This is a genomic window from Pseudomonas sp. WS 5079, from assembly GCF_012985465.1.
Lineage (GTDB): Bacteria > Pseudomonadota > Gammaproteobacteria > Pseudomonadales > Pseudomonadaceae > Aquipseudomonas.
Genome location: NZ_JAAQWN010000001.1, coordinates 287,959 through 309,222, shown reverse-complemented (window position 1 = coordinate 309,222; position 21,264 = coordinate 287,959). Strand labels below are relative to the sequence as shown.

Genomic DNA, 21,264 nt, shown 5'->3' with positions numbered 1-21,264 from the left:
GCTGCGGTGTTTAGAAGGCCCAGTCGAGGCTCAAGCCCACGCCGTGGATTTTCTCCTTGCTGGCCAGCAGGCCGTTGTAGTCGAAGTTCACCCGCGCATCCTTGGTCAGCGCCAGGCTGGCGCGCGCGCCGACCAAGGCCGCGTCGCGCACCATCGGCGAGCTTTCCACGGCAAACGCGGTACTGCCTGAAGCAAACGCCAGGTGGCGCTCGGAATCGGTGGTGCTGAGGTTGTGCTGCCAGCCCAGGGTGCCGGAAACGTCCAACGCCTGATGGTCGCTGAGGTTGAAGGTCTTCAACGCCCGCACGCCGAGGGTGCTGAGCACCAGGTCGCGGGTGTCATCGCCGCCCTTGAGCGCTGCTGCATCGCCTTTCTCGCTGAAGCCGTCGCTGTCCAGATGCACATAGGCCAGGTTGGCGAACGGCTCCAGCGCCAGCGGTTGCAGGTTCAGGCGATAAGCCGCTTCGGTGAAGAGCTGGGTGCTACGGGCATCGACCTTGGCTTTCTGCTTGCCGGCGACTTCGCCGTATTGCAGCTCACGTTTCACATCAGCGCGGTGCCAGCTGTAGGTCGCCCCGCCGCTCAGGCGCCAGGCGCCGATGTCGTGACCGGCATAGGCGCCAAAGTGGTAGCTGTCCACCGATGCCCGCGAATGGGTGCCATCGCCCATGTTCAGCGAGGTATCGCTGTAACCGGCGACCAGGCCCAGGCGTGTATCTTCGTCCAGCGCACCGTCCACACCCGCCAGCAGGCCGCCGATGGAGGTGGTGTAGCCCGCCGTATCGCTGGCGCTGTCGGTTTTACCCCAGGCGCCAAGGGCCTTGACCCAGACGTTGCCGCGCGTGTCGATGGTTGGTGGCGAGGAGCCCATTTCACCCTGTTGCAGGCGCTCGCCCACCGCTTCACGCAGGTAGCGGTTGTCATTGACCAGCGCGGTTTCCAGGGCTGGGTAGATTTCCCCCGACAACTGTTGGAACGCCCCTTGCGCCGAGGCCGCACTCGGTGCCAGCAGCAGGCTTTCATACACCCCGTTACCCGCGCCCAGTTGCTCGGCAGCCGCCGCCACCGCGCGTTGGTTATCGGTCGCCGCGACGCTGGCGAAGCTGTTGGCCGTGCGCGCAACATCCAACTGCACGCCGTTGGCGCCGTAGTTCAGGTTGCCGCCGACAAACAGGTAGTTGGGCAGTACCGAGGCAAAGCTGCCGGTAATTCCCCCGGCCGCCTGCAGGATGTTGTACTGGCGACCGATCAGGCTTTGCGCCTCGGGCTGGCTGAGCAAGGTCGGGCTGTTTTCCAGGGCCAGGGTCACGGTGCCGCCGTTGAGGGTGGCCTTGCCACCGGCGACGATGCGGTCGCTGCTGATAGTGGACAGCTCCACCGCATAGGTAGAACCCGCGTCGAAGTTGACATCCCCAGCCACGTTCAAGGTGCCGATGGAGTTACCCGGCGCGACCGTACCGCCGCTTTTCGCGTGCAGCGCGCCGATGCTGCCGGAGCCGCCCAACACCCCGCTGTTACTCACCGTGACTTGCGATGCCAGCGAGCCATTGACCGCCAACAGGCCTTGATTGACCACGGTTGGCCCGCTGTAGGTGTTGTTGCCGGTCAGCACCAGCGTCCCAATGCCCTGCTTGGTCAAGCCGCCGTGACCGGCAATGTCATTGCTCCACACATCCCGCCCGCAGTGCACATCGTCACACACGCGCTGGGTGGGCTTGCCGGCGTCAACCACCGCCCCAACCCCCGGCAAGTCCGCAACAAACTGGCCGCTGCCATAGCCACCGTCGATACGGAACTGGGCCGGGATATCCTCGGCGGTGATAAACATTCCCGGTCCGCTGACCGCCTTGCCCAGGTTGATCATGCCCCAGCCGTACAGTGCGTCGATGCCCGGTGCGCCAAGGTCGGTGGCGGTGGTCTTGAGCAGCGTGGAAATCTGCTCGCCGCTCATGTACGGGAAACGCTCCATCAACACGGCGGCCGCGCCTGCCACATGGGGCGCAGCCATAGAGGTGCCGTTTTTGTTGTTCCAGCCCAGGGTCATGTTATCGACCGTGGTACCCACCATCACCGAGCTGTAGATCGCCGTGCCCGGCGCCGACACGCAGAAGCTGGCGGCATAGCCACAGCGCGACGAGAAGGTGCTGATCACATAGGGGTTGGGGCTGTTGGCATCCGGGTTGCGTTGCAATGCGGCCACCGACAGCCAATTGGGCGCGATCTCGGGCACAAAATACGCCAGGCCGGAGATCGCATCGGGGTTGTTCAGGTTGTAGTCGTTGCCGGCTGCGAAGATCGTCAGCACCCCGCTGCGCGCCGCGTTGATCGCCCCGGTATAAGCCCCGCCTGGTGCGGTGCCCAACAGCGGCTTGATCTGGTCGAACTGCGCCTGCGCATCGCTGAGAGCAAAATGGGGGAACGCCGGGTCCTTGCCGCCCTTGGCAAACTGATCGCCAATGCCGATGCCCCAGCTGTTATTGATGATGCGTGCGCCGTTGGCCACCAGGCTGTCCCAACCGGCCTGGTACACCGCACCGTCGTTACCCAGGATGATCCCGTCTTCGGGGCCGGGGTCGCCGTTTTCGGCGCTGAGGATCTGTGCGTTGTAGGCCACGCCGTGCATCGGCCCGCCGTTACGGTCGCCGGCGGCAATGCCCCCGACATGGGTGCCGTGGTCGCCCAGCTTGCCGTTGGAACCCAGGGACGGTGTGCCGTCGTAGCGGAACGGGTCACCGGCCTTCACCGGGATATACGGGTCGGTGTACTGGCGGATCCCTTCAGTGACCAGGGTCTGTACCTTGCCCGGGCTGGAGAACTCAGGATGCAGGGCGTATACCGGCTGGTCGAAAATCCCCAGCTTCACGCCCTTGCCGCTGTAACCGGCGGCATATGCCACATCGGCATTGACTGCGCCCAGGCCCCAATCGGCCTTGAACTCATTGCTGCGCCAACTGGCGACATCCCCCAGCTTGCCGGTTTCGACGTAGGGTGCGGCCTGGGCGGTACCCAGGCTGGCCAGGCAACACAGCAACGCGCCGTATGGCACGCGACTCAAGGCCTTGAGCGGGTAGCCCGGGCCTGTTGGGATGGCGGAGTGAAACCCTCGTTGTTTTGCGTTCACGGTGACCTTCCTTAGTTTCATTGCGTTTGTTGTTCTTTTTGTTGGCGCGCTTCAGAACTGCCAGTCGAGGCTCAGGCCCACGCCCTGGTTGCTCTCCTTCGCACCCAATTGGCCGCTGTAGTCGAGGTTGACCCGTGTGGTGTCGCTCAGTGCCAGGCTGGCCTTCAAGCCCACCAGCGCGGCATCGCGCTGAAGCGGTGTGCTGCGCACGGCAAACGAGGGGCCGCCTGCGACGAACGCCAGGTGTTCCTCGGATTCAACCGGCGTGAGGCTGTGCTGCCAGCCGAGCGAGCCGGAGAGTTCCAACTGCTGGCGGTCATTCAGAGGCAGGGTCTTGAGAGCGCGCAGGCCCAGGGTGCCGAGGGTCGCGTCGCGGCGATCACTGCCCCGTTGCAGGGCGGCGCCATCGCCTTTCTCATGGAAACTTTCGCTGTCCAGGTGCACATAGGCCAGGTTGGCAAACGGTTCCAGGGCCAGCGCTTGCAGGTCCAAGCGGTAGGCCGCCTCGGTGAACACCTGCAGGCTGCGCGCATCCAGCTTGGCTTTTTGCTTGGCGCTGACGTCAGCGTATTGCAGGTCGCGCTGCACATCGCCGCGATGCCAGCTGTAGGCGCCGCCCACACTCACACGCCAGTTGCCCAGCTCACGCCCGGCATAGGTGCCCAGGTGATAGCTGTCGACATCGGCCGACGCATGGGTGCCATCACCCATGTTCAGCGAACTGTCGCTGTAGCCCGCCATCACACCGACGCGGGTCTGTTCGTCCCATTGACCATCGACCCCCAGCAGCATGCCGCCGATAGAGCGGGTGTAACCAGCATATTCACTGCTGCTGTCGGCCTTGCCCCAGGCGCCGAGGGCCTTGATCCACAGGTTGCTTTCGCCGGTGGCAGGCACATGGCGCAGGCGCTCACCGACGGCATCGCGCACATGGCGGCTGTCATTGATCAACATCGCGCCGACTGCCGGGTAGATCTCGCCGGACAACTGCTGGAAGGCCTGGCGGGCCACCACACTGGAGTCGGCACTCAGCACGCTTTCATACACCGGGTTGCCGGCCCCCAACTGCTCGGCTGCAGCGGCCACGGCGCGCTGATTGCGGGTCGCCGCGACGCTGGCAAAGCTTGCGTCATTGCGCGCGATGGCCAGTTGCACGCCATTGGCGCTGTAGTCGAGGTTGCCACCGAGGAACAGGTAGTTGGGCAATACCGCACCGAAACTGCCGGTGACCCCACCCGCCGCCTGCAGGATGTTGTACTGGCGACCGACCAGGCTTTGTGCTTGGGGCTGGCTGAGCAAGGTCGGGCTGTTTTCCAGGGCCAGGGTCACGGTGCCGCCGTTGAGGGTGGCCTTGCCGCCCGCGACAATGCGATCACTGCTGGCATTCGACAGCTCCACCGCATAGGTGGACCCGGCGTCGAAGCGCACATCCCCAGTCACATTCAAGGTGCCGATGGAATTGCCCGGCGCAATCACGCTGCCGCTATTGGCCTGCAACGCGCCGATACGCCCGGAGCCGCCCAAGGTCCCGCCAGGGTTGACCGTGACCGCCGAGGTCAGCGCACCCTCGACCTTCAACACACCGCCATTGACCGTGGTCGGGCCGCGATAGGTGCTGTCGCCGCTGAGCACCAGGCTACCGGCGCCGGACTTGATCAAACTGCCTTGGTAAATGCGCTGGGCCGCCGCCGCATCCCGGGCCATACCCACTGCGTAGTCGGTCTGTTCCTGCTGGCTGGCGCCGACCCCCGGACCATTTCCCCAGCCCTTGTCCTGCACGGTCTGTTGCCAAGCCAGGCGCTCGGCGCTGTCTTCGGCCTGGCGTTGCAGCAGCGCCTTGTCGGAGATGCCATTGCTCCACACATCGCCCTGCCCGGCCGCCAGATTGACGTCCATGGCACCCAGCAACTGCCCCGGCCCATGCATCGCCCGGCCAAGGTCCGGCACGCCCCAGCCGACCTTGGCGTTCGGCGCGTCGGTCACCGAACCGTCCAGCTGCGTGGCCGTCGTCAGCAACACCTGCAAGGCCTGCTCGTTGTTCAGGTACGGGTAGCGTTCCATCACCAGCGCCAACGCACCAGTGGCGTGGGGTGCCGACATCGAGGTGCCGGACTTGATCCCATAGCCGCCGCCAGGAACGGTGCTGTCGATCAGCGCCCCCGGGGTGGCAATACACCAGTACTTGGCGATGCCGCACTGGTTGTATTTCTGGTTATTGGCCTTGTCCAGGCCGGACACCGCCAGCCAGTGGCCTTCCAGCTGCGGTTCAAAGTAAGGCAAGGCCGAGCGCACGCTGGCGTTGGCATAGCCGCTGTTGCCGGCGCTGAACACATTGATCACCCCGGCGCGGGCCACATCGGCGGCGGCGTCCAGCCAGGTGCCCTGGTTAAAGTGCTGGGCGTAGGCCGCGTGCAGGTCGCCCAGGGTCTGGTAGCTGACATCCTTGGGCTGGCTGCCCCAGCTGTTGTTGATCGCGCGCACCCCGGAATCGACCATGGCGCTGTACACCGCCTTGAAGTACTGGGGGTCGGGCGTCGGGCCAAACAGGAAGCTGTCGTTGGCGTTGGTGTTGCCCACATAAATCTGCGCGTTGTAGGCCACGCCATGCATGCCGCTGCCGTCCCGCGCCGCCCCCATGGTGCCGGTGACGTGGGTGCCGTGGGAGTCGTTGTTGGGGTTCAGGGCGCCGGTGGTGGAAAACGGGCTGCCATCCACATAAGTGCCGCTGGCGGTCACCGGGTGGAAGCGCTCCGGGGAGGCTTGCGGGTGGCTGGCATCAAAGCCCGAGTCCAGCGCACCGATCTTCACCCCGGCACCGCTGATCCCCGCGGCGTAAGCCTGATCGGCCTGCATGCGCCCCAGGCCCCAGTCCCGCTGGTATTCCGTCGAGCGCCAACTGGCGGGGTCGCCCAGCTTGCCGGTCTCCACATAGGGCGCGGCCTGGGCGGTACCCAGGCTGGCCAGGCCACACAGCATGACGCAGTGATAGCTTCGTTGTTTTGCGTTCACCCAGACTTCCTCTTTTTATTGTGTTTATCAGCCTGTAGGAGCGCGCGTGCCGGCGATGGCGGGCTCAACGGCCTTATCGCCGGCAAGCCGGCTCCTACAGGGTCAGCGTTGGGCCGGGCCGAAGGCTTCGTCGACCTTGGCCAGGTCGGTGTCGCGCAGGTTGCCCGCGTAGTAGTGCAATTTGGTCCAGGCCATCAAATAGTCGTAACGGGCCTGGGCCAGGTCGCGACGGGTGCTGTACAGCTGCTGTTCGGCGTTGAGGGCATCGAGGTTGACCCGCTCGCCACCCAGGATGCTTTGCTTGGTCGACACCACCAGCGCTTCGGCAGAGGCCAGGGCCTTTTGATAGGCGCGCAGCTTGCTCACCCCCGACAGGCAGGCGCTGAACTGGCGCCGCAGCTCGATCAGGGTCTCGCGGGTCTTGCCCTCCAGCTCATATTCGGCCTGCTCCATGGAGCGGCTGGCCTGGCGGGTGGACGCCGCGACGCCGCCACCGGCATACAACGGCACGCTGACTTCAATGCCGATGGTGTTGGTGTCGTAGCGCTGGTTGTAGGTGTTGCCGCTGTCGGACTCCTGCTGGCGCGAACTGGCGTACGCGGTGATGCGCGGCAAGTGCCCGGCGCGGTTGCGTTCCACCTCATAGCGCGCCACCTCCACGGCCTGGCGCTGGGAGGCCAGGGTCGGGTTGTTGGTCAGCGCCAGTTCGTGCCAGCTGTCGTAGTTGGCCGGGGCCAGGGTGAAGGCAGCAAAGTCGTGGTTCAGAGGCGCCAGGTCGGCAATATCGACGCTCTGTACGCCGAGCAGCGCCCCCAGTTCGCGCAGTGACGCATCCTGCTCGTCGAGCGCCTGGATTTCTTCGGCGGTGGCCAGTTCGTAACGGGACTCGGCCTCCAGAATATCGGTACGCGTGCCCTCGCCTTGCTGGAACAGGTGCTGGTTCTGCTGGAACTGTTGCTCGTAGGCCTTCTTTTTGGCCCGGGCGATGTCGATCTGGTCCTGGGCGAACAGTGCCTGGGTGTAATAGGTCAGCACCCGCACCAACAGCGCCTGGCTCTTGTCGCGAAAACTCTCGTCGGCAAACAGCGCCTGGGCCACGCCCTTGCGGTAGTTGGCATAGGCTTCGTAGTCGAACAGCGGCTGTTGCAGGGTGAAGGTCGAGCCGAAACTGTTGTAGTTGCGGTCGTCGTGATAGTGGCCGCCACGGCCATCGGGCAGGTTGGCCTGGGAGTTGTTGCGGCCCTTGTTGTAGTTGTACGACAGCCTTGGCAACAGGCCGGCGCGGCCGATGGTGCGGTTTTCCAGGCCGGCGTCACGCTCCTTGATTGCACCGAGGAACACCGGATCGTTGCGCAGCGCCTGTTCATACACATCGAACGGGCCCATGGCGGCCTGGGCGCTGCTGCACGCCATAAGCAAGGCGATGAACACTGGTTTCATGCTCATTCCTCGGTCAACGCCGAGCCGGCACGGTCGAGCAGCGGCTTGAACAGGTAGTTGAGCAGCGAGCGCTCGCCGGTGCGCACAAACATCTCGGCGGGCATGCCGGGCTTGATCACCAGGCCCTGGAGTTTTTCCAGGGCGACATCGCTGACCGTGGTGCGCAGCACGTAATACGGCGCACCGGTTTTTTCGTCGAGCAACTGGTCGGCGGAGATCAGGCTCACCTCCCCCGGCACCCGGGGTGTACGGCTCTGGTTGAAGGCGGTGAATAGGATATCGACCGGCAGATGGCTGCCGACCTTGTCCACCAGGTTCACCGGCAGGCGCCCTTCCACTTCCAGGCGCGTGTCCTGGGGCACGATTTCCAGCAGGGTCTCCCCGGCCCGCACCACCGCACCGATGGTATGCACGCCGAGGTTGACCGCAATGCCATCGGCCGGCGCGTTGATTTCACTGTGTTGCAGGTCAAAGCCAGCAGAGGTCAGTTGCTGCTCCAGGGTCAGGCTGCGCAGTTGCGCGTCGGCCAACTGGCTGCGGACCTCCTTCTGGTACTCCTCGCTGTGCTGTTGCAACTTGAGGCGCGATTCGAGGATGCCCTGCTCCAGGCGCCCGCTTTCGCCGCTGTTCTGCGCCAGGTCCTGCTGCACCTGGGACAGTTGGCGCTGGTACTCCAGCAGGCGGTTGCGCGGGATATAGCCGTTGTCGGCCAGGGGTTGCAGGTTGGCCAGTTGATCACGCAGAGATTGCGCCTGGGCGCTGAGGTCGGTGCGGGCGCGGCGCATGCCGTTGAGCTGGGCGCTGGCGCCTTCGATACTGGCGCGGATCCCGGATTGCTCGCGGGCAAAGGCGTCGCGCCGGCTGCTGAACAGCTGGCGCTGGCCTTCGAGCACCAACGCCAGCGCAGGATCGGGGGCGCTACTCAGTTCAGCCGGAAAGGCCACCGCCGGCAAGCTGTCGCGCTCGCTCTGCCAACGGGCGACGCTGGCCCAGGCCATGCGGTATTGGGCTTGCAGGGAATGCACGTCGGCCTGGCTTTGGGTCGGGTCGAGGCGAAACAACGGCTGGCCCTGTTTGACCACCTCGCCTTCGCGCACCAGGATCCGGCTGACCACGCCGGGGCTCAGAGTTTGCACGGCCTTGCGCTTGCCGGACACCACCACCGTGCCCTGCACCGGGATCCCCTGGTCCAGCGGCGCGAGGCTGGCCCAGAGGAAGAATCCGCCGGCGCCAACCACCGTCATCACCCAGCCCAGGCGGGAGAAAAAGCGCGCATCGCGCTCGGGAAAGGTCTGCTCGAGTGGCAGGCTGTTATCGGTATTCATTGGCCTGGATTCCTTGCCGCAGGATATTGACGGTTCAAGCTGACGCCGGCCTTTTCACGGGGTGGCTCCGCTTGCCCGGACAGCGCCCGCAGCACCTCCTGGCTGGGGCCAAACGCTTGCAGGCGGCCTTCGTTGAGTACCAACAGCTTGTCGGCCTGGGCCAGGGCCGAGGAGCGGTGGGTCACCAGGATCACGCTGCTGCCCTGGGCTTTCATCTGCATGATGGCGCTGGCCAGGGCGGCCTCGCCCACGGTGTCGAGGTTGGAGTTGGGTTCGTCGAGCACGATCAGGCGCGGCCCGCCATACAGTGCGCGGGCCAGGGCCACCCGTTGTTTCTGCCCACCGGACAGGCCGCTGCCGTCGTCGCCCAACACCGTGTCGTAGCCCTGGGGCAAACGCAGGATCAGGTCATGCACCCCGGCTTGCTGCGCGGCTTGCACCACCCACTCGGGGTCAGCCTGGCGAAAGCGCGCGATGTTGTCGGCGATGCTGCCGCTGAACAGCTCGATGTCCTGGGGCAGGTAGCCGACATAGGGCCCGAGGTCGTCGCGGTCCCAGCGATGGATATCGGCGCCGTCCAGGCGCACCGTGCCCGCCAGGGTCGGCCACACGCCCACCAGCACTCGCGCCAACGTCGACTTGCCGGACCCGGAGGCCCCCAACACCCCCAGTACTTCACCGGCCGCAAGGTTGAAGCTGACCTGATGCAAAGTCGCCACCCGCCGCCCTGGCGGCCCGGCACTGACCTGTTCGAAACTCACCTGGCCCTTGGGCGCCGGCAACGCCATGGCCTGTGCCCCGGGCGGGAACTCCTGCAACAGCTCATCGAGGCGTTGATAGGCCAGCTTGGCCGAACTCCATTGCTTCCACACCGCAATCAACTGGTCGATCGGGCTCAACACCCGGCCCATCAGGATAGTGCCGGCAATCATCATCCCGGCGGTCATCTGGCCCTTGATCACCAGCAACGCACCCAGCCCCAACACCAACGACTGCAGGAGCAGGCGCAGGGATTTGCTCAGGGAGCTGATCACCGAGCCGGTGTCGCTGGCCTGGTTCTGCAAGCCGAGAAACCGCGAATGCACCTGGAACCAGCGACTGCGCAGCTCCCCCAGCATGCCCATGGCCTGGATGGTCTCGGCGTTGTGCAAGTGGCTGGTGGCCAATTGGGTGGACTGCTGCGAGTAGCCGCTGGCTTCGCGCAAGGGTTTTTTGGTCAGGTATTCGTTCAGGCATGCCAGGGCGATCAACAGCACGGCGCCGGCCGTGGCCAACACCCCCAGCCACACGTTGAACAAAAAGATCACCAGCAAATAGATCGGGAACCACGGCGCATCGAAGAACGCAAACAACGCCGGCCCGGTGAGGAACTGGCGGATATGGGTCAAATCCCCGAGCGATTGCCCAGCATGGCCTTCGCCCCGTTGCAGGTTGCGCTCGAAGGCGGCCTTGTATACCTGCAAGTTGAAGCGGCGCTCCAATTGGCTGCCGATGCGGATCACGATAAAGCTGCGCACCACTTCCAGGGTGCCGATAAAAGCAAAGAAACCTACGACCATCAGGGTCAACATCACCAAGGTGGTTTCGTTCTGCGATGACAGGACCCGGTCATACACTTGCAGCATGTAAATGGACGGCACCAGCATCAACAGATTGATCAGCGCGGTGAAGCAACCGACGCTGATCAGGATACTTTTATAATCGCCGAGGGCTTTAAACAGTGGTGCAGTGGGAGTGGTCTTCGCCATGTTGCCTGATCTTCCCTGGGCTGGAATACGCGCGATAGTCTGCCGGGCGCCCCAATGGATGGGGCGGGCAACTATTTCAATAGTGTTTAATGCGCTGGAAGTGACAGGTGGATATAGGTCACGACCAACAAACAGCTCTATACCTGGTAGTTATAAGCATATAACCGTAATAGTTAATTATTGTGTGCGTTGCAGTAACAGCTCTAATCCCGAAGCAGAACGCGCGGTATATTCGCCTTCTTTCTGCCGATTCAAATGAGTAATACCGGTGCCCTCGGCATTCATTAGCCAGATGCCATCCGGGGTGGGCAGCCACGTCAGGGGTTTTTGCCCCAGCCACTGTTGCGCGCACTCAATATCACCCGCCAGGCTATTGGGCTGGGCGATCAGATCCAGCTCGCACACCTGCTCCTGCTGGTGTAGTTGCCAGTGCCCAGCCAGTTGCGCGGTGCTGGGTAAAACAAGACTGCTTGCCATTGCGTTGGCTCCTGCCGACACGAGCAATGCCGGGATCACCCAGGCGATTGCATTGCGAAAAATAGTCATCACCATTACCCGTTTACGGGACTGTTGCAAGGAAAGAGCGGCGCCGGGGCGCCGCCCTTCGTTACGCCTTGATCAAGCCACGATGTCGCTATAGGCCGCCTGGCCCACGGTGGTGACGAGGAAATCCGCCACGCCGTGCCCGGAGAAGTCCACCGCCAACGTGCCCAGGTTGGTACCCGAGGCGTAGGTCAGCACGGCATCACCGGCAGCGCCGGTAAAGGCGTTGACGAAATGCAGGCCGCTGCCCTTGGTGATGCCGGTCAGGTCGATCTTGTCCGAACCTGAGGTGAAGTCGAGGATCTGGTCCGCCGCACCTGGCCGGGAGTCAGAGCTGGCACCGAACACAAAGGTGTCCGAACCCGCACCGCCCCACAGTTTGTCGGCACCGCCACCGCCGTAGATCAGGTCATTGCCGGCACCACCCTTGAGGGTGTTGGCCACTGCGTTGCCGATCAGCAGGTCGTTGCCCGAGCCGCCGAAGGCGTTTTCCACGGTCACGCCCTGGGCGATCGACACGTTACCCACCAGGCCGCCCACGTCGGAGAACGAAGTCTCGTTGAGGTTGATTTTCTGGTTCTGGGTAAAGCCGGAGAAGTCCAGGGTGTCGTTGCCACCGCCGTCCCACACCGAGAACACCAGCTTGTCGGCATTGGACGTGGCGCTGAGGTGATCACGCCCGGTGTTGGAGTTGAAACCGTAGGTGGTGTCACCGGCACGGGTGTTGAAGTTGGCGCCGTAGAGCTTCTGGATCGCCGCGATATCGTCGATCAGTGGGCCGGACGCATAAGCCTCGACCCCGCCTTTGGTGAAGTTCTGGTTGGTGTTGTTTTCACCCCAGTAGCTCATGACGCTGTAGCCACGGGTGTCCTGGCCGTAGTCCGCGTCCTTGTAGGACGGGTTGCCGGTCCCGGCGTTGTAGTCGCCAGGGTGATCCAGGCCCAGGGTATGGCCGATCTCGTGGGTCAGGGTCTGGCGCCCGTAGTTGTTCAGGCCAGGGTTGATGTTGGCGGTGTAGCTGTTGTTGATCAGGTACCACGAGGTGCCATCCGTGCCGCTCGTGTAGTACTTCTCATTGGTGCCGGGCAGGTAGGCAAAGGCCGCGGCGCCGTCCTGGCCTGCGCTGTAGTTGCCGAAGGTCATGTGGAAGTCGCCGCCCGAGGCTTTCTCGGTGAAGGTGACATTGGCCACATCGGCCCAGGATTGCATGGCCAGTACGGCCTGGCCTTTTTGCAGGTTGCTGAACTGGCTGAACCCGGAGATACCATGCTTGTTCATGGTCGCCGAGGAAGCCTGGGTCAGGAAGGTGTAGGTCAGATCGATCCTGCCGTTGCCGTCAACGTCCCGGTATGCCGCGTTTTCGCGCAGCAAATGGTCGGCTGCCTGGTCGACAGAGAACGAAGGTTTGCCATTGACCGTGAGGTTGCCGCCACGGTCATACAAATGGCTAAAGCTATCGATTTGTGAATAGGCACTACTTGCTTGAGCTGCCGAGACAATAGCTTTGTCTTTTACTTTCGACATAAACGTACTTCCTTGTTTGCAAGTGGAACAGTTTTTGTCCGATATGACGCTCTCGGGCGAGATCGTCCTATCACTCGCCTCTTATGAAGGCGAAAGAAAACTGACACAATTCGAAATCACACGTCCAGTGATTTTTTTGTTGGAAAAGTTCATGGACGGAATAACGGCTGCAAACATTGGGAATTAAGTGTTTATATTCTTTGTTTTGGGGCGAGTGACGGAGAATCGGCTATTTAAATATTAAATAGTGCTAAATAATTAAATGCCAGACGGGTCACACTTATTGCGTAATGGATCCAATATATTGATTGGGCGGCACTTTAAAAGTGCCACCGTGTCATTCGCAAATATTAAATAGCCACTGTTTTATTATTGACAGCCAGCGCCGGCAAGCCGGCACCTACAAGGTGATAGCGGCCTCAAGCTTACCCACGCCAGCCCGTCTGGCGCAGCGCCTCCAGCAGCGTCTGCCCATCCAGCCCCGGCACCAGCACGCCATCGGCGGTGGTCATGTCTTCCCCGGCGAGGATCGCGTTGATGATCGCCTCTTCCACCGCCTCGGCCGCGGCGCTGAACAAGGGCGAAATATGATCGTTATTGACCATGCTCAAGGTTGTGCTCAGGGGCAAGTCCTTGCGCCCGTAATCTGCCGGCGGCAGGTGGTGATTGCCGGTGGCAAACGCCAGGAACAGATCGCCACTGGAGTCCTCGGTGCCGCCGCCGGTGCGGGCAATGCCGATGGATGCGCGTTGCGCCAGGCGCTGGCACTGGTGCGGCAGCAACGGTGCATCGGTGGCGATAATCACCACGATCGAGCCCATGCCCGGGGTGCCCCGGTCGGCAAACGGCGAGGCAATGTCCATCAGGTGGCGCCCCACCGGATAGCCATCCACCCGCAGCTCCTGGCGCTTGCCGTGGTTGGCCTGCACCAGCACGCCAACGGTCCAGCCGCCCTGCTCCACCGCCAGCTTGCGCGAGGCGCTGCCGATGCCGCCCTTGAACTCATGGCAGATCATCCCGGTGCCGCCGCCCACGGCGCCCTCTTGCACCGGGCCGGACTCCGCGCTCGCCATGGCTTGCAGCACATGTTCGGGGCCGATGTGCTGGCCCCAGATATCGTTGAGCAGGCCGTCGTAGGTTTCCATCACCACTGGCATGCACCAGTACACCGCCGGGTCCGCCAGGCTGTCGCGCTCCAGGGCAATCAGGGTGTCGCGCACAATGCCGATACTGTGGGTGTTGGTGATCGCCAGGGGCGTGGTCAGCAGCCCGGCTTCGCCGATCCACTCAAGGCCCGTGGCGTCGCCGTTGCCATTGAGCACGTGGTACCCGGCAAAACACGGTTGTAGCCGCGCCGCACCGGCCCGCGGCTGGATCAATGTGACCCCGGTGCGCACCTGCTTGCCGTCGATCTGCTCCTTGAGCGTGCTGTGGCCGACCCGAACCCCGGGGACGTCGGTAATCGCATTCAATTCGCCGGGCGTGCCCAACCCCAACGTAATGCCCAATTGACGTGCGCGCATAACCACTCCTTACAGTTTCTGAAACGCCGGACTCGACCGGCCGCTGATGCAATAGAGGATCACCGACATTGCCAACAGGCCGATGATAATCATGATGTCGCGCATGGAGGCCGCGATAAACAAGGTAAACAACAGATAACCCGCGCCCGCCACGGCCAGCAACGCCGGCACCGGCCACAGGGGCATGCGGTACGGGTGCTCGCGGTCGCGCAACAGCACCCGGCTCATCAGCGCGCTCAGGGCCACGATCAGGTACACCAGCATGATCAACAACACACTGAAGGACGTCAGGTCTGCCAGGTTGGAGCTGAAGCTGAGCAGTGCCGAAGGTATCGCCAGGAACAGCGTGGCCAGCCATGGCGAATCCCAGCGCGGGTGGATGCGGGTGAACAGTTTGTTGATGGTCGGCGTCCACAGCGCATCGCGACCACTGCTGAACACCACCCGGCCGATCTGAATCACGATGGCGACGATGGCGTTGAACACCGAGAGGAAGATCCCGGCGCTGACCAGGCGTGACAGGGTTTCATTGCCATGGCTGGTCAGCAGGTAGCCGATCGGGTCCGGGCTGCTGATCATCTCGCTCAGGGAGGGCGCGCCGATCAACAGCGCGGTGATCGGCACCAACTCGATCACCACCACCAGGCCCAGGGACCACAGGACCGCCTTGTGCACGCCCTTGCCGCCGCATTTCATGTCTTCGGCCAGCAGCACCGCCGGGCCGTAGCCGTTGAACGAGAACAGACCGATGCCCACCGCGCCGATCACCAGCGCCCAGGGCGCCAGGTGCAGCACGCCGTTTTCGACGATCTGCGGTTGGAACAGCACACTGGCCGGCTGCACCGGGTTGCCGAAGCCAATAAATACGATCACCAGCAACGCCGCCACTTCCAGCAGCAGGCAGGTGCCGGTGATCCAGGCGTTGAGCTTGATGTTGAGAATGCCCAGGGCGTAACTGCACACCACAATCACCAGGGCCACGGTTTGTGAATCGAATGTCGTGCCCAGGGCGTTGTTGAGGTAGGTCGCCGCGCCGGTGGCCAGCACCGGCGGGATAAACAACAGCATCACCAGCACTGTCAGGAAGGTCGCGTAGCCGGCCATGCCGCCGAACACGCGCTTGGCATACACATACTCGCCACCGGCACTGTTATGGGCGCGCCCAAGCTCCGCGTAGCAAAAGGCGAACATCAGCGCCAGCAGCCCAGCCATCACAAACGCCAGGAACACCCCGCTGCCGGCTTGCTGGATCGCAAACGGTGCAATCACAAATACGGAACTGGCCGGAGTTACCGCCGAAACGGTAATGGCCACCACATCGAACACACTCAAGGTAGGTTTCAGCACGCCATCGGGTGCGGGGGTTGCGCTCATGTCGTTATCCTCATGGTTATTCTTTTTATTGGAAAGCTGGTTGAGGCAGAAACGAAAAAGGGAAAGCGGGTGCGGGATATGTTTCCCGCTGAATGCCAGGGAATCTAGGCGCTGTGCCGGCGCCCGCCAATTCCCCTATTGGAGTACTCCCCTTGACGGGCTCGTGCAAAAGCCGAACCCTTGGCCGATCTTTCAGCCATCGGAACCCATCACATGAGCCTGTTCAGGGAAATCGGCATGCATGCGGGCCTGGGTCGCACCGTGTCGCAAATTGGCACCGAGCGTTTCTGGAAGCAACTGGTGTTGCTGCTGCACCAGAACCTGGCCTTCGATAACGCCCTGGCGATCTTCTACCCGATGGATGGGCCGCCCCAGGCGCTGGAGGAATACGACGCGCAGCCCACCAGCAAGCCGGCGTCGATGCTGGTGTACCTCAATGGCCTGTACTTGCTCGACCCGTTCTTCCAGGCCTGCCGCGAAGGTTACGCCAGTGGCGTGTATCGCCTCGAAGAGGTGGCGCCGGACCATTTCCGCCAGAGTGAGTACTTCCTCAATTACTTTCACGACAACGTGCTGGAGGATGAGGTGCAATTCATCCTGCAACTGCCCGGGGTGGGCACCTTGTCGTTGTCGTTGGGGATGCAGCGCGTGTTTACCGCCACGGAAACCGGGCTACTGACACTGCTGGCGGCGTGGGTGCTGCCCTTGATGCAGCAACATTGGCAGCAGAGCACCCAGCGCGCACCGGCCGGCGCGGCCATGGCCAGCCAGATCCGCGATGCGTTGAGCCATTTTGGCAGTGGGGTGTTGTCCGAGCGCGAACTGGAAATCGCCCGCCTGGTATTGCGCGGGTTCTCGTCCAAGGCCATGGCCGAACGCCTGAGCATCTCGCCGGACACGGTCAAGGTGCATCGCCGGCACCTCTACGCCAAGCTGGATATCTCGTCGCAGCCGGAGCTGTTTTCGTTGTTTATCCAGTCGTTGGGGCATGACCTGGATAACCCATAGGGAGGCCATGTATCGGCTGGTCCACCGCTATCGCAGCGATGCGGCGACCCGACAAGCCAGCTCCCACAGTTGGTGTGTGGTATGTGCAAAGTCCTGTGCCCAACCGAGATCTCGTGTAGGAGCGGGCTTGCCCGCGATGGCGGTGGGTCATGTAAGGATGTGTTGACTGGCCTACCGCTATCGCAGCGATTCGGCGACCCGACAAGCCAGCTCCTACAGTTGGTGTGTGGTGTGCAAAGTCCTGTGCCCAACCGAGATCCCCTGTAGGAGCGGGCTTGCCCGCGATGGCGGTAGATCAGTCACAGGTATCTAGCGCCCGGTACGGATGGTGTTCCAGATCCGCGTACGAATGCGGTCGATCTTCATCGGCATGGCTTCAAGGGCGAATAACTTGCCCATCATTTCTTCGCTCGGGTACACCTTGGTGTCGCTCTTGATCACCGGGTCTACCAGGCTGTCGGCGGCGCTGTTGCCGTTGGCGTAGTGCACGAAGTTGGTGATGTCGGCCATCACGTCCGGGCGCAGCAGGTAGTTCATGAAGGCATAGCCGGCCTTTTCATCCGGGGCGTCGGCGGGCATGGCGACCATGTCGAACCAGATCGCAGCGCCTTCCTTGGGAATGTTGTAGCCAATCTTCACGCCATTCTTGGCTTCCTTGGCGCGGCTTTCGGCCTGCAGCACGTCACCCGAGAAGCCAACCGCCACGCAGATGTCGCCGTTGGCCAGGTCGCCGGTGTATTTCGAGGAGTGGAAGTAGGCAATGTACGGCCGCACCTTGATCAGCAGCGCCTCGGCTTTTTTATAGTCCTCGGGGTTCTTGCTGTGATGGGGCAAGCCCAGGTAGTTCAGGGCGATCGGCAGCAGTTCCGGGCCGTTGTCGAGGATCGCCACCCCGCATTTGCTGAGTTTTTCCATGTATTGGGGCTTGAAGATCAAGTCCCAGGAGTCGACCGGCGCATCCTCGCCCAACACAGCCTTGACCTTGTCGATGTTGTAGCCGATGCCAGTGCTGCCCCACAGGTACGGGAAGCCATGCTCATTGCCCGGGTCGTTGGTTTGCAGGGCCTTGAGCAGCACCGGGTTGAGGTTTTTCCAGTTCGGCAACTGGCTCTTGTCGAGCTTTTTCAGGGCCCCGCCCTGGATCTGCCGGGCCATGAAGTGGTTGGACGGGAACACCACGTCATAGCCCGAGTTGCCGGTCATCAACTTGCCGTCCAGGGTCTCGTTGCTGTCGTACACGTCATAGCTGAAACCGATCCCGGTTTCCTTCTGGAAGTTCTTGGTGGTGTCCGGCGCGATGTAGCTCGACCAGTTGTAGATTTTCACCGTTTCGGCGGCCTGGGTCAGGGAGGCCACTAACATCAAGGGCAACAGGGCAATGGGTCTCATGGTTCGATTTCCTGGCGGTTATAGGGCTGTTTTTATGGCAGGCGATCAAGGATCAAAAGATTAGAGGATCAATACATAGGTCTTGCGCACGGTCTCCTGGATATCCCAGATCCCCGTGCTGTTGGCCGGCAACATCAGTGCATCGCCGGCTTCGATATGCAGGGTTTCGCCGTCATCGGGGGTGAACGTGCAGCGGCCCTGGATAAAGTGGCAAAACTCCTGCGCCACGATCTGGCGCCGCCAGCGGCCCGGGGTGCATTCCCAGATGCCGGTTTCGACGCCATCATTGCGTTCCACACTGAGGGTGGAGGCCACGGCGACCGGGGTGCCCAGGGGCACGGCGACCGGACTTGAGTCCGGCAGGTGGCGGTTTAGTGTGTCTTTGAACTGGGTAATGCTCATGGTCATACCTGTGGTGAATGAAGCGACTTAGTGCATGAAACCTTCCATGAAGCCGGCCATCCCGCTGGCCAGCTTGCGCCGCCAGGGCGCGGTGTTCGGGTCGGCGAGGGTCTGGTCCTCATGGACAAAGCTGCGGATGATGGCGTTGTAGCCCAGCCAGCGGCATGGCTCCGGCTCCCAGCCCTTGAGCGCCGTCAGGCCGCCATCACGCAGCACCCACGGCTGCCGGACCAGCGGCGTGTCACGCCCCAGGATCAGGTCGGCCAGGGTCCGCCCGCCCAGGTTGCTGGCGCCCACGCCCTCCCCGCCATACCCGCCGGACAAGGCGATGCCGCTCTGCTGGTCGCACAGCATGTGCGGCCGAAAGCGCCGCGACATACCGAGGTTGCCGCCCCAGGAGTGGGTCACGCGCACGTGCTTGAGTTGCGGAAACAGCTCGCAGAACAGGTAGCGACGCAGTTCCACTTCGCTGTCGGTGAGGTCGAAGTTGTGGCGCAGCTTGCCGGCAAACTGATAGCCGCCGCGGGCACCGAATACCAAGCGGTTATCGGCGGTGCGCTGGCCGTAAGTGACCTGGCGGCTGCTTTCACCAAAGGCCTGGCCCTGGTTCAGGCCGATTTCTTCCCAGGTACTGGCCGGCAGCGGTTCGGTCGCCACGATCAGGCTCTGCACCGGCAGTTGATAGCGCCCCAGGGGCTTGAGCGTCGGCGCATAGCCTTCTACCGCCGGCACCACCCACGAGGCCCGGACCTGGGCTTTGTCGGTGCGCAGGCTGCCGGACTGCCAATGGGTGACCGGGCTGTTTTCGTAGATCGCCACGCCCATGGCCTCGACCACCCGCGCCAACCCGCGCACCAGCTTGGCTGGGTGGATCGTCGCCACATGGGGCGTGTAGACCGCGCCATAGGCCGAGGCAATGCGGATCTGCCCGGCCAGTTGCTCGGGGCTGAGCCAGCGGTAGTCATCGTCGGTCAGGCCTTGGCCGTGGAGCTTGGCCAGGTATTCGCGCAGGCTGGCTTCCTGCTCGGGGTAACGGGCGGCGCAGTGCAGGGCCCCGCCCTTGCGGTAGTCGCAGTCGATGCCTTCGCGCTGCAACACCTGCCCGACTTCATCGGGGATGCCGTGCAGCAGATCAAACGAGGCCCGGCGCTGCTCGGCAGGCAACCCCGCCAGCAAGCGGTCTTCGCCCAGGAGGTTGCCCATCAGCCAACCGCCGTTGCGCCCGGAGGCTCCGAAGCCCGCGGTCTGTGCCTCGACGATCACCACCTTGAGCTGCGGTGCATGGCGCTTGAGGTAATAAGCGGTCCACAACCCGGTGTAGCCGGCGCCAATAATGGCCACATCGACATCCAGGTCCTGCCCGAGGGACGCACGCGCCTCCAGCGGCTCTTGCAGCTGGTCCATCCATAAACTGATCTTGCGCCATGCCGGCATGCTGAAACTCCACCACCAAACGTCGATGGCGTGATCCTAGTGCCTGGCTTCAGTCGTCGTCTTGCGCGCGTGCACGCAGGGAAATTTGTTTGACGTAGGCCTTGGGCGACAGGCCCGTGTGCTGGCGGAAACAGCTGTAGAACGCCGACAACGAGTTGAAACCGGCGGCAAATGCCAGTTCATCGATGCGGATCGGCGGCGTGGCGCCATCCAGAGCCGCCAGCAAATGTTGTAGGCGGGCCTGGTTGACGTAGCGGTAGAAGCTCTGCCCCAGCACCTGGTTGAGCAGGTAGGAAATCTGGTTGCGGCTGTAGCCACATTCCTTGGCCACCCGTTGCAGGTCCAGTTCGGGGTCGAGATAGGGTTGCTGGCGCTGGAAGTACTGCTGCAAATCGTTGGCCAGGTAGCTCAGTTGCTGGGGCGACAGGCCCAGGCGGCTGACGGTCGGCCGTGTGGCCTGGGACTGGGAACGGCTGGTGGCGGGCTCGTGCACCAGGGACGCGTATTCGTTGACGCGCCAGATCAGCCCGTCGCGCACGGTAATCGCCTCACTGGTGCGAAACGACACCAGGCCCTGGCCACCGCGCAAGGTCACGCGATACTGGATAAATGCGGTATCGCCGTCGGTGCGGATGCGATCGGTGTGCTCAATCGCCTCGTCGGGGTCGCGCGGCATGCTGGCTTGCAGGTACTCACGCAACTGGTCGAAGCACACTACGCGGTTCTGGAAGAAGTCGTGGTACTGGATATCCGGGTGATAGTGCGCCATTACCCCGTCCAGGTCGCGGTGCTTCCAGCACAAGTGATGGCGCAATACCACGTCGGCAGTCGCTTGGGTCTGTTGCGGGCAATCGGCCGGGACGGTCTGTGGCATACAACACTCGAAAACGGCTAAAGCCTGGAGCTTGCACAACTTTACCGGGTGCTTCAATGGCCAAGTGACAGTTTTAAGTAATGGCCTTTTGCCTAAGCATTTGTAAGACATGACCCACGTCAAACTTCTCGCAAGGAAGCGCCGAACGGACAGAAAAAACCCCGGTACTTATTGCCAGTGAGTGCTATTTTTTAAGCTTCACCGTCAGGACTATTGATGGACCTGACGCCCTTGCCGCGAGCTAAAGGAAGTGCTCAATGAACAAGGTTGGCAACATGAACAAAGTGACGTTCCCCAATGCATGCCAGTTGATGCGCTGGCACTTTCACCCGGTTGGCTTTGAAGGCAGCATGGACGCGCCTGGCAGCATGATCGCGCGATTGTTTGACCGAGAGAGTGGCGAAACCCTGATTGCCATCGCCGGCATTCCTTGCGCCACGGTGATGAACGCCACGGATGTGGAGCGGATTATCGAGGCAATCGAGGCTGAGCTGGACTCGTTTGTGCGCCCGCAACTGCGGCAGGCCTGAACTGCGTAGGGGCTGCTTCG

15 protein-coding genes are annotated in these 21,264 nt (G+C 62.7%); 2 read left to right on the top strand and 13 right to left on the bottom strand.

Annotated elements, in window-relative coordinates; genetic code table 11:
- Positions 1–10: 10 nt before the first annotated feature.
- From HBO05_RS01415 to HBO05_RS01375, 9 genes are all read right to left on the bottom strand, one after another.
- Positions 11–3,142: an autotransporter serine protease gene (locus tag HBO05_RS01415; RefSeq protein ID WP_172311362.1), complete on the bottom strand. Its 3,132-nt coding sequence runs from the start codon at positions 3,140–3,142 to the stop codon at positions 11–13.
- A 30-nt stretch (positions 3,143–3,172) separates the two neighbouring features.
- A complete protein-coding gene (locus HBO05_RS01410) occupies positions 3,173–6,097 on the bottom strand; it encodes an autotransporter serine protease (RefSeq protein ID WP_172311851.1) in 2,925 nt (974 codons plus the stop codon).
- Positions 6,098–6,232: 135 nt separating this feature from the next.
- Entirely contained in the window at positions 6,233–7,570 is a 1,338-nt protein-coding gene (locus tag HBO05_RS01405) for a TolC family outer membrane protein (protein ID WP_169951577.1), read from the bottom strand.
- A gap of 2 nt (positions 7,571–7,572) precedes the next feature.
- Positions 7,573–8,895, bottom strand: a complete 1,323-nt coding sequence (locus HBO05_RS01400; protein ID WP_169951575.1) for an HlyD family type I secretion periplasmic adaptor subunit — start codon at positions 8,893–8,895, stop codon at positions 7,573–7,575.
- Complete coding sequence (locus HBO05_RS01395) at positions 8,892–10,643, bottom strand: type I secretion system permease/ATPase (protein WP_172311360.1); 1,752 nt, start codon at positions 10,641–10,643, stop codon at positions 8,892–8,894. Before HBO05_RS01395 ends, HBO05_RS01400 begins: the two co-directional genes overlap by 4 nt.
- 177 nt (positions 10,644–10,820) lie before the next feature.
- Positions 10,821–11,195: an AprI/Inh family metalloprotease inhibitor gene (locus tag HBO05_RS01390; protein ID WP_169951571.1), complete on the bottom strand. Its 375-nt coding sequence runs from the start codon at positions 11,193–11,195 to the stop codon at positions 10,821–10,823.
- Between the two features lie 66 nt (positions 11,196–11,261).
- The gene (locus HBO05_RS01385) at positions 11,262–12,710 is read right to left on the bottom strand and encodes a serralysin family metalloprotease (protein ID WP_172311358.1); all 1,449 of its coding nucleotides are present in this window, start codon (positions 12,708–12,710) and stop codon (positions 11,262–11,264) included.
- Between the two features lie 425 nt (positions 12,711–13,135).
- Positions 13,136–14,233, bottom strand: coding sequence for a P1 family peptidase (locus HBO05_RS01380; RefSeq protein ID WP_170041432.1), 1,098 nt, complete (start codon positions 14,231–14,233; stop codon positions 13,136–13,138).
- A 9-nt stretch (positions 14,234–14,242) separates the two neighbouring features.
- Complete coding sequence (locus tag HBO05_RS01375) at positions 14,243–15,607, bottom strand: APC family permease (RefSeq protein WP_170041433.1); 1,365 nt, start codon at positions 15,605–15,607, stop codon at positions 14,243–14,245.
- A 213-nt stretch (positions 15,608–15,820) separates the two neighbouring features.
- On the opposite strand from HBO05_RS01375, the gene HBO05_RS01370 reads away from it, so the two are divergent.
- Entirely contained in the window at positions 15,821–16,615 is a 795-nt protein-coding gene (locus tag HBO05_RS01370) for a helix-turn-helix transcriptional regulator (RefSeq protein WP_169951562.1), read from the top strand.
- A gap of 309 nt (positions 16,616–16,924) precedes the next feature.
- Here HBO05_RS01370 and HBO05_RS01365 read toward each other — a convergent pair whose 3' ends face one another.
- The 4 genes from HBO05_RS01365 to HBO05_RS01350 are packed head-to-tail and all read right to left on the bottom strand — an operon-like array spanning position 16,925 to position 20,714.
- Positions 16,925–18,004, bottom strand: coding sequence for a polyamine ABC transporter substrate-binding protein (locus HBO05_RS01365; protein ID WP_169951560.1), 1,080 nt, complete (start codon positions 18,002–18,004; stop codon positions 16,925–16,927).
- 60 nt (positions 18,005–18,064) lie between these two features.
- Positions 18,065–18,406, bottom strand: a complete 342-nt coding sequence (locus HBO05_RS01360) for a cupin domain-containing protein (RefSeq protein WP_169951558.1) — start codon at positions 18,404–18,406, stop codon at positions 18,065–18,067.
- Between the two features lie 27 nt (positions 18,407–18,433).
- A complete protein-coding gene (locus HBO05_RS01355; RefSeq protein ID WP_170041434.1) occupies positions 18,434–19,840 on the bottom strand; it encodes an FAD-binding oxidoreductase in 1,407 nt (468 codons plus the stop codon).
- Positions 19,841–19,889: 49 nt separating this feature from the next.
- A complete protein-coding gene (locus tag HBO05_RS01350; RefSeq protein ID WP_169951553.1) occupies positions 19,890–20,714 on the bottom strand; it encodes a helix-turn-helix domain-containing protein in 825 nt (274 codons plus the stop codon).
- Between the two features lie 257 nt (positions 20,715–20,971).
- Between HBO05_RS01350 and HBO05_RS01345 the strand changes: the two genes are divergently transcribed.
- Positions 20,972–21,244, top strand: coding sequence for a DUF1652 domain-containing protein (locus HBO05_RS01345; RefSeq protein ID WP_169951551.1), 273 nt, complete (start codon positions 20,972–20,974; stop codon positions 21,242–21,244).
- Positions 21,245–21,264: the final 20 nt, after the last annotated feature.

Coding starts and splice junctions, on each gene's coding strand:
- HBO05_RS01345 (WP_169951551.1), top strand. CDS start 20,972: ATGAACAAGGTTGGCAACATGAACAAAGTGACGTTCCCCAATGCATGC.
- HBO05_RS01415 (WP_172311362.1), bottom strand. CDS start 3,142: ATGAAACTAAGGAAGGTCACCGTGAACGCAAAACAACGAGGGTTTCAC.
- HBO05_RS01365 (WP_169951560.1), bottom strand. CDS start 18,004: ATGAGACCCATTGCCCTGTTGCCCTTGATGTTAGTGGCCTCCCTGACC.
- HBO05_RS01355 (WP_170041434.1), bottom strand. CDS start 19,840: ATGCCGGCATGGCGCAAGATCAGTTTATGGATGGACCAGCTGCAAGAG.
- HBO05_RS01380 (WP_170041432.1), bottom strand. CDS start 14,233: ATGCGCGCACGTCAATTGGGCATTACGTTGGGGTTGGGCACGCCCGGC.
- HBO05_RS01385 (WP_172311358.1), bottom strand. CDS start 12,710: ATGTCGAAAGTAAAAGACAAAGCTATTGTCTCGGCAGCTCAAGCAAGT.
- HBO05_RS01350 (WP_169951553.1), bottom strand. CDS start 20,714: ATGCCACAGACCGTCCCGGCCGATTGCCCGCAACAGACCCAAGCGACT.
- HBO05_RS01390 (WP_169951571.1), bottom strand. CDS start 11,195: ATGGTGATGACTATTTTTCGCAATGCAATCGCCTGGGTGATCCCGGCA.
- HBO05_RS01360 (WP_169951558.1), bottom strand. CDS start 18,406: ATGAGCATTACCCAGTTCAAAGACACACTAAACCGCCACCTGCCGGAC.
- HBO05_RS01410 (WP_172311851.1), bottom strand. CDS start 6,097: ATGCTGTGTGGCCTGGCCAGCCTGGGTACCGCCCAGGCCGCGCCCTAT.
- HBO05_RS01370 (WP_169951562.1), top strand. CDS start 15,821: ATGAGCCTGTTCAGGGAAATCGGCATGCATGCGGGCCTGGGTCGCACC.
- HBO05_RS01405 (WP_169951577.1), bottom strand. CDS start 7,570: ATGAAACCAGTGTTCATCGCCTTGCTTATGGCGTGCAGCAGCGCCCAG.
- HBO05_RS01395 (WP_172311360.1), bottom strand. CDS start 10,643: ATGGCGAAGACCACTCCCACTGCACCACTGTTTAAAGCCCTCGGCGAT.
- HBO05_RS01400 (WP_169951575.1), bottom strand. CDS start 8,895: ATGAATACCGATAACAGCCTGCCACTCGAGCAGACCTTTCCCGAGCGC.
- HBO05_RS01375 (WP_170041433.1), bottom strand. CDS start 15,607: ATGAGCGCAACCCCCGCACCCGATGGCGTGCTGAAACCTACCTTGAGT.